This window comes from Accumulibacter sp., from assembly GCF_016789985.1.
Lineage (GTDB): Bacteria > Pseudomonadota > Gammaproteobacteria > Burkholderiales > Rhodocyclaceae > Accumulibacter.
Map to the genome: position 1 here is coordinate 1 of NZ_JAEUOL010000227.1, position 7,457 is coordinate 7,457.

Annotated in this window: 2 protein-coding genes; one reads left to right on the plus strand and one right to left on the minus strand. The window is 65.5% G+C overall.

All coding sequences use genetic code 11. The features are described 5' to 3' along the window. On the plus strand, positions 1-423 hold a 423-nt coding region (locus JNK99_RS13045; protein ID WP_291853817.1), incomplete at its 5' end, for a glutathione S-transferase C-terminal domain-containing protein. A 204-nt stretch (positions 424-627) separates the two neighbouring features. Here the strand turns inward: JNK99_RS13045 and JNK99_RS13050 are convergent. After that, the gene (locus tag JNK99_RS13050) at positions 628-7,317 is read right to left on the minus strand and encodes a PilC/PilY family type IV pilus protein (protein ID WP_291853819.1); all 6,690 of its coding nucleotides are present in this window, start codon (positions 7,315-7,317) and stop codon (positions 628-630) included. Positions 7,318-7,457 lie beyond the last annotated feature (140 nt).

Below are 7,457 nucleotides of genomic sequence, written 5' to 3' on the forward strand. Positions count from 1 at the left end.
TATCTGCTCGATTACCTCGACGAACTTGCCGTCCACCGCGGCGTCCTGGCACTGACGCCGCGCAGCGGACCTGAGCGACGGCAGGTGCAGCAACTGATGGCCCTGGCGATGGTGGCGACCGAGAAAGCGGTGGCCATCGAATACGAGCGCAAACGGCCGTTGGAACTGCAATGGCCGGATTGGTCGGAGCGCCTGCGCGAGCAGATGCGCCAGGCTTTTGCAATGCTTGAAGAAAGGCTCGCAGGCGAGTTCCTGTTTGGTGGTCGCCTGACGCAGGCAGACATCTCCGCGGTTGCCGGGATCGGCTTTGTCCGTTACGTACTGCCGCATGAGTGGTCGGTGGAGGCCTGTCCGGCGCTCAGCGGGCTGGCTGCCCGCCTCGAAGCGAGTGACGCCTTCAAGGCCGTGCCGATCGAGGAGTGAAGTGCTGCGCCATACCGGCGGGGCGCGGCCAGTCGGTATGCCTGCGGCCAGCTCGTCGGAGCAAGGTCGCGCTGCGTAGTCACAGTGCCTGTCACCCTCATGCCATCTTGACCGTGCCGCTGCACGGGGCGGAGAAGACCCGGGCTCTTCCCGCACTCAGCACCCCGGATGGCCCATCCGGGGTGCTGCCTTGAAGGCGCCGGGTCAGTCGGCGGACAGTTCTCGCCACGAGATGCGTCGTGCCGAGTCGCTCGGTGGCGGCGTCGGGATTTCTCCGGTCTGGGTGCTTGGACCCTGACTGGCGGTTCCGCCACCGCCGGCGCCGCCACCGCCACCGCCGCCGCCACCGGCGCCACCACCACCGGCACCGCCGCCGGTTCCTACATCGCCTCCTTCGGTTCGCGTCAGGCCGACCAGCCGTTCGTCGGTGCGCACGGCGACCGCAACCCGGGTAACCAGACTGTCGGCAATCTTGACACCGATGATGCCGTCGGTTCCTTCGACTGCATTGCCCGTGCGATAGTCGAGGAAGTAGCGGTAACCGACGGCGCGCGGGATGCAGGCACCACTTTCGAGCGGGCGGTTGGTGTTGAAAGCGATGCTGCCGCGCACCAGGCTGGAGTCGGTGTTGCTTCGTTCGCCGTCGCCCGGGAGGTCGAGGAACCAGCCATTGTTGGTCGTACCAAAAGCGTCGCTGACCAACTGCTTCTGCGCGGCCTGCCGTCGGGCGTCGAACTGCACGTCCGTTTCGCCAGTCTGCCGGACGACCAGCGGGGAAAGCGTCACCGTTGGCTTGCCGGCCGTGCACAGCGAACTGTTCACCGGACAGGTCCCGGCTTGCGGTGCCCATTGGTTGAACGTGCCGGAGAGGCGCGGATTGCTCAGCGTGGTGTCGGTCAGGCTGTCCTTGATCGCGTAGAAGGACTGCGTCTGGAACAGGGGAGGCGAGGCGTTGACCGGGTTGAAGTCGACCGCACCGAGGATTTTCCCTGTTCCGATGAAGACCACGGCCTGGTTGTTCACCCTGCCCAATTCCGGTTTGGCAGTGATCGGCTGCGGGTTGCCGGCCGCATCGACCAGCGTCACCATGCGCAGTGCATCGTAGACTCGCGGGTTGGAGATCACCGGGATGTCGCCGTTGATGTCGAAACGCCAGAGATTCCCCAGCAGATCGCCACCATAAACGCGCTCGGCGGTGTTGTTCAAGTCGGGGAAACTGGCCCAGGCGCTGATCCGTCCCAGCCCGCTGGGCGTGGTGGTGTCGCCCACGCCGGTGCTGATCGTGCCATCGAGGTTGATGGCCGTAATCGGGTTCCCGGTATGGGCCTCGAGTATGAACAGGCGGCCCTGGCCATCGCCGGGGGTGACGTTGTTGTAGCCGGACGAAACGATGACGACCCAGGTCCCGTCCTTCAGCTTGGTGATGACCGGGTTGCCATAGGTATAGCCCAGGTTGGCGTTGGTGAACTCCCAGAGCGCCTTCGGGTGTGCCGGATCGGTGATGTCCAGCGCGTAATAGCCGCGTCCGCCGGAATTCAGGCCGCCGACCAGAATCGTCTTCCAGACGTTCGGGTTGTTCGCCGTGGCGCAGTTGGCGGCCGTGTCGGCGCAGATGTCGCCGACCGATGGCGTGCCGTCGACGGAGAACTGATGTTGCGCCGGGTAGTTCTTGTCGGCCAGCTTGTACAGTTTGGGAATGACCAGTGCCGGAACATAGGCCCAGAGTTCCTCTCCGGTGGTCGCGTCGAAGGCGTGCAGCATGCCATCGTTGGCGCCGACGTAGACCATCGAGCGGCGCGCGCTGTTGGCCAGCTTGAACTCGGCGTACTGCTGGTCGACGTAGCTCCAGTGCGGTTTCTGGACAAAGACGGCTTCCGAGCCCGAGATGTCGCCCAGCGGTCGATGCAGATTGCCTGCCCCGCCTGATGAACGCTGACGGTAGAAGGCCAGGAGATTCTGCACACCGCCCTCGTGGCCCGGGTCGCCGCGCAGGAATTTCAGCAGGTTCTCGCCGCTGGCGGTGTTCTTCTCGGGGTCGGCAAGGCAGGTGAGGCCGGCCGTGCAGAATTGCGTCAGGTCATTGATGTAGGGCCGGGAGAAGAAGCCCTGTTCGGTGATTGACAAGGCATTCCAGGCAAACGCCTTGAGATTGTCGGTGCCGCCCGGGTTGTAGGTGTAGATGGTACGCTGGCCCTCGTCGGGTGGCAGCGTGTTGTTGCTGGTCATTTTCCGGCGCAGTTGCTCCTCGGCCGACCAGACGGTGCTCGTGGAGATTGCCCCGGTATTACCATCGACGGTTCGTTTGACCACGTCGCCGGCCCAGACACCGACCTCGAACGATACCTCGTAGATCCCGTTGTCACCGGCCACGAGGGTGGGTGAGGTCACCGTGGTGGCGGCCAGCGAGCCCTGGGCCGTGCTGATGCTGGCCAGCGCGCTGCTGATGCCGGTGGCCAGGCTGGACGGGTCGCGGGCGCTGAAGTAGGTGCCGCGGCCATTCACCGCCGCATGCCAGAGGTCATCGATGTTGGTCTGGGCATTGTCGGCTGGCGTCGGCCAGTTGCAGTCGCCGAACTGTTGCCAGGAACAGATGCCCTGCGCCGGCAGGGCGGTCGTGATCCACTTGATGCTGGCGAAGTCGCTACCGTCGCCCTGCAAGGCCTGCTGGTAATTGTCCTGGTACTGCATCAGACCGGAGGCACCGAGACCCAGCGTATAGGTGGTCATGCGCTGGACGAGTCCGGCCGTGTCGTTCACATCCGGGGACTGGCAGACGTTGCGCGTGGTGTCGCCGTTCGGTGCACAGTTGCCGAGGGTGCTGGTCCGCAGGTCGGTCATGTAGTAGTACTGGGCGACGTCGGCCAGGGTGTCCGGTGTTGCGCCCAGACTTCGCATGCCGCAGCGGGTTCGCTTGCAGAGGTCCGGACGGCTGGTGTCGGCCGGACAGCCCACCGGCTCCAGGGCCGTGCACAGTCCGACGTCACGCTGCTGGGTGGCGGTCGTGCAGCGGATGTCCACCCAGCCGTTGCTCGCGTCGGCTGTCTGCTCGAACCCGCAGTCGGCGACGAACTGTGCGGTAGGTGGCGGGGTTACCCATTGGCAGGAGGTGGTGAGGCCGTTGACCGTGCCCGCCGTGCAGTCGTTGCTGCCGACGTTCTGCCACGGCGGGTTGGTCGGCTCCATCCGGCAGTCCTGAGCGGCTCCCGGATAGACGGGGCCGCCGGAATGCGCGACGGGCGTGCAACTCGAAGCGTTGACCCAGCCGCTGGCTGGTCCGTACTGGCACTGGGTCATCGTGCCGTCTGCCGTGCATGGGCCATTGGTGTTCTGCCAGTCGCTCCACCTGGTTGAACAGGTCTTGGCAACGGTGACCGTGTACGGTGAGCCCTGCGAAGCGGCGACGGCCGATCCCGGGCAGCTTGCATCGTCGGCGAAACTGGTGGGCGCGGCGTACTGACACTCCGTTTTCGGGCCGACGAAGTTGTTGCCGGTCTGGCCGGCCACCGTGCAGGTTCCGGTCGCCGATTGCCAGCTGTTCGGTGTTCCATAGGAGCAATGCGATGCTACGCCGACCGTAAAGGGCGCGCTTTGCGACTGCGGCAGTTCGCTGCAACTGGCAACGTTCTGCTGCGCCGTCCATTGGTCGTACTGGCACTCGATGTCCTTCAGCTCGGTGAAGGGCGGCGCTGCCGAACCGGCCACCGGTGTACAGGAAGAGACATTCTGCCAGCTCGCCAGACGGCGCGGGAGGTAGCGGCATTCGGTCTGATCGGCGAGCGGAGTGCAGGCTCCCGTGGCGTCGGTCCAGTCGGTCCAGCCGATGTTACAAACCCAGCGCGGCGGGACGTTGGTGTCGGGAACGCACTGCGTGACGTTCTGCGGCGGACCCAGGTTCACCAGTTCGACACAGACCTTGGCGACCGGGTTGGTGAAATCAGCGGCCAGCGCCGAGGCGGGGCAGCTTGCGTCGGGGCCGGGTGGACTTGCCTTGGCATACTGGCATTCGGTCGTCGCATTCGCTACACAGGCCTGATTGGTCGCCGCCCAATTGGTCCACACCTGCCGGCAGGCGGTGGTGGCGGTGACTACCGTGTAGGGCGATGAGGTGGATTGTGGCAGCAGGGTGCAACTGGCGGTGTCCTGCCAGCCGCTGGGAGGCAGGTAGCCACATTCGCGGGCCACTGCGACAGCGTAGTTGGGGTCTTCCAGTTGTACCGTACAGGTGGTCGTGGCGAAGCTCCAGGTGGCGGGGAAACCACTGTAAGCACACTGGCGCGCCTCGAGCACCGTGAAGTTCGTCCGATCCTCGGGCTGCGGCGTGCAGCTCGCGCCGGCGGTGCTCCAGGTGGCCGGGAAGCCGCTGTACTGGCACCGCCGGGCGCTGAGGTTCTGGTTGTTTTCGGCGACCGGTGTACAGGTGGCGGTTGCCGGAGCCCATGCCGCGTCGACCACGTACTGACAATCGCGTGCCGTCAGGACGGAAAAAACCGGGCCCGTCGAGCGTGCCGCGGCGGTGCAGGTCTGGGTGGCGTCACGATAGATGCCGTCCCCTTCGTAGCGGCACTCGGTCGCCGGACCGACCCAGGTCGAGCCTTCACCGCCACTCGACCGGGCGCTGGTGGTGCACGCGGCAACCGCCGTGTTCCAGCCGGAGGCAGTACCGTAGGCGCAGGAAGAACCGGTCAGATAACGTCGCCGCAGGCTTTCGCCGATCACCGGTGCGTCGATGACCGGGGTGATGACCGTGCAGGTGGTGTCGGCGACGGGTGGCGCCGCCGGCAGGGCCTGACACTCGATGCGGCTGATGCCGCTCGGCTGGGTAATGCATTCGGCGACGTTGGCCCAGTCGGTCCAGGTGATCCCGCTGTCCGAGGAGGTGCGCTTCTGCATCTGGGTGACGGTCTTCAGCAGGGGCTGGGTCTGCGCCTGCAGCACATAGCTGCGCGTCTGCAGTTTCGAGGTCTGCGTCATCAGGGTCGAGATCTTGGTCTGCAGGATCGACTCACGATACATGAGGTACGCAAGCTGGCTCTGCCACTTGGTGAGCGTTCGCTCCTCGAGCTGCTGGGTGCTCGACCACCACTCGCGGGAGATGATGTCGCTGCGCGTCGGCTGGTTCTTGGTGCGCTGCTGCAGCGGACGTATGCGGGCCTGCAACTGCGAGGTTTCCATCAGCAGCGGAGTGGTCCGGGCCAGCAGGGTCTGCGTGCTCGATTGCGGCACGGTGTTGGTGCTGATCTGCAGCGGGGAGGTGTTGCTCTGCAGTTGCTGCGTCTTTTTCTGGCGCTGGGTGGGTTGCGTCGTCGTACTGGTCCTGGTGACCTGACTGACGATCTCATAGGCCTGCGGTGCGCCGCCATCGAATTGCGGCCGATCGACGTTGCCATCCTGATCGCCGACCAGGGTCGTCCGGCTGGCGAGCGTGAAACCCGCGCCCTGGTTCCAGTAGCCGTCGGTGGACAGGATCGTGTTGTTCTTCTGGCAGTAATACTGCACGGGATCGGTGACCGAGACGCCGTTCAGCGTCTGGCCGTTGTACTTGCCGGCGTAGAGGTAGCCGGCGTTGGCCAGGGCAACGCGCAGCGGAGTGTAGGTATCGACGGTCGGTACGGCCGCGAAAAGCTTGTCGTACCAGGCCTTTTTCTGCGCCGGAGCGAATTCCTGGATGTTCAGGAAATCGCTGCCGCTGTTGTTGTTGATCGTCATGTAGCCGACGCGACGCGTCTGGTCGATGCCCGACAGGGACAGACTGGAAGCGGTTTTCATCGTCTGCATGCGGGTATGGTAGTAGGCCCACCAGTTGGCATAGTTGGTCATCTCCTGCTCGTAGCTGCAGGTGGCGATGCCCGTTCCGCCGCAGTCGGTGCGCGTGGCGGCCTTGGGATAGGTGGCCGTGCTGCCGGTGATGACCTTCAACTGCACGTCGCCGGGTGCCTGGTTCTCGCCGAGCGTGGTCGAGCGGCCGAAAGTGGTGGCGCTGATCGTGCCGGCCGGGAGCAGCACCGGCGCGTTGGGGGTGGCGGCGGGCGCGCTGATGGTGACCACGCTGCCGGCCGAGGTTGCCCGGTAACCGACCGTCTGACAGTTGCCGACGAGACGGAAGCTGCAGGCGTTGATGGCGTTGCGGAGGGCGATGGCGAGTTCACCGGGTCCGGCGCCGGTCGCCGTGGCGGAGAGCATCTCGCTGCCGGCAACGGTGATGTTGGTGACCGAACCGCCGGCGTTGATCGTCAGCCGGCTGGTGTGCGGCTCCGGCATGCGCGCATAGCGGTAGGTGGCGTCGGTCTGGGTCGCCCGGCAGGCGCCCGCGGCGGGGGTTGCGGCATAGGCTTCGCTCTGGCTGTTGCACCAGCGCAGATTGGCCGGCAGCGGATGGGTGGCGGTCGGCGCACTGGCCGGCACGCAGTCGCGCAGTGTCTTGTCGGTACAGTATTCGCCGGCGACGGTCACGTAGTAGAAGGCGGCGGCCGCCAGGTTGGTGCTGCCGGTGACGCCCGCCACCTTGTGCTGAACCCGGTAGCCATCGTTGATCACCGAGGTCCAGTTGGCCGTTCTCGCGCTCGTCTGGCTCGGGTAGGTGGCGGTGTCGGCTGATCCGTCGGCGGCGAAATAGATCGGCGGGCTGTAGGTCAACGCCGGGTTGTAGGCGACACCGTTGAAACCCGGGTTCTTGCCCTGATGCAACGGGGCGCCGCGCGCCCAGTCGGGCATGGCGTCGTCGTCCATACTGCCCGAATCGTCGAGGACGAACAGGATGTTGGGAAAAATCTGCACGGTCGAGGCGCCGGACAGCGGAGCGGAGGCGAGTTCGGTGGTCGCGGCGTGTACCCCGGCTGCCAGGGCGAGCAGGGCGAGCAGGGACGGGGCGGCGGAAATCGGTCGATGAGTTTTCATGGCGAACTCCTTTGAACGGCGGTGCTGCGCTGCAACTAGAGTGCGACGATGGTCTGGACGTAGCTCACCGTATTGCGGGGGCCCTGGACGCGCGTCGTGATGCGGTAATAGACCTGTTTTGCCTGGGGCAGCCCGATCCC

Coding starts and splice junctions, on each gene's coding strand:
- JNK99_RS13050 (WP_291853819.1), bottom strand. CDS start 7,317: ATGAAAACTCATCGACCGATTTCCGCCGCCCCGTCCCTGCTCGCCCTG.